The organism is Alicyclobacillus sp. CIJ1 (genome assembly GCF_057538885.1).
This window is the reverse complement of the sequence record NZ_BAAJPH010000109.1, coordinates 1-317: the sequence shown is the minus strand read 5'-3', so window position 1 is coordinate 317 and position 317 is coordinate 1. Positions and strand designations below refer to the sequence as shown.

1 protein-coding gene is annotated in these 317 nt (G+C 52.4%); it reads left to right on the top strand.

Translation table 11 applies throughout. The annotated features are described in order from the left end of the window. A partial coding sequence (locus AC27E8_RS08750; RefSeq protein ID WP_487097492.1) for a hypothetical protein occupies positions 1-244 on the top strand: 244 nt, incomplete at its 5' end. Positions 245-317: the final 73 nt, after the last annotated feature.

Below are 317 nucleotides of genomic sequence, written 5' to 3'. Positions count from 1 at the left end.
GTATTTGCTGGACTTAATTCAGCGCCGTCAGTTGTTCATTTTCGTGCCTGATCGTTCGCAGCGGGGATGGGTGGTGCTGAATTATGTGGTCGACGGGGGCGTGTTGACCATCCCCTATTCCAACCATTTCGGTGCCTACAAGCGTCCGCACTGGTCGCCATGTGTGCTGAATGTGCTTCCAGATGACAGTGCGAGGCTACGCGCGTTGAACAGCAAAGTTGAAATGTGTCGATTCACGGGGTGATGGAGATTGAGAACCATTACCGCCAAACACCAAAACGAACTCAAACTCCGAAACTACCAACTCGAAGCCGTCG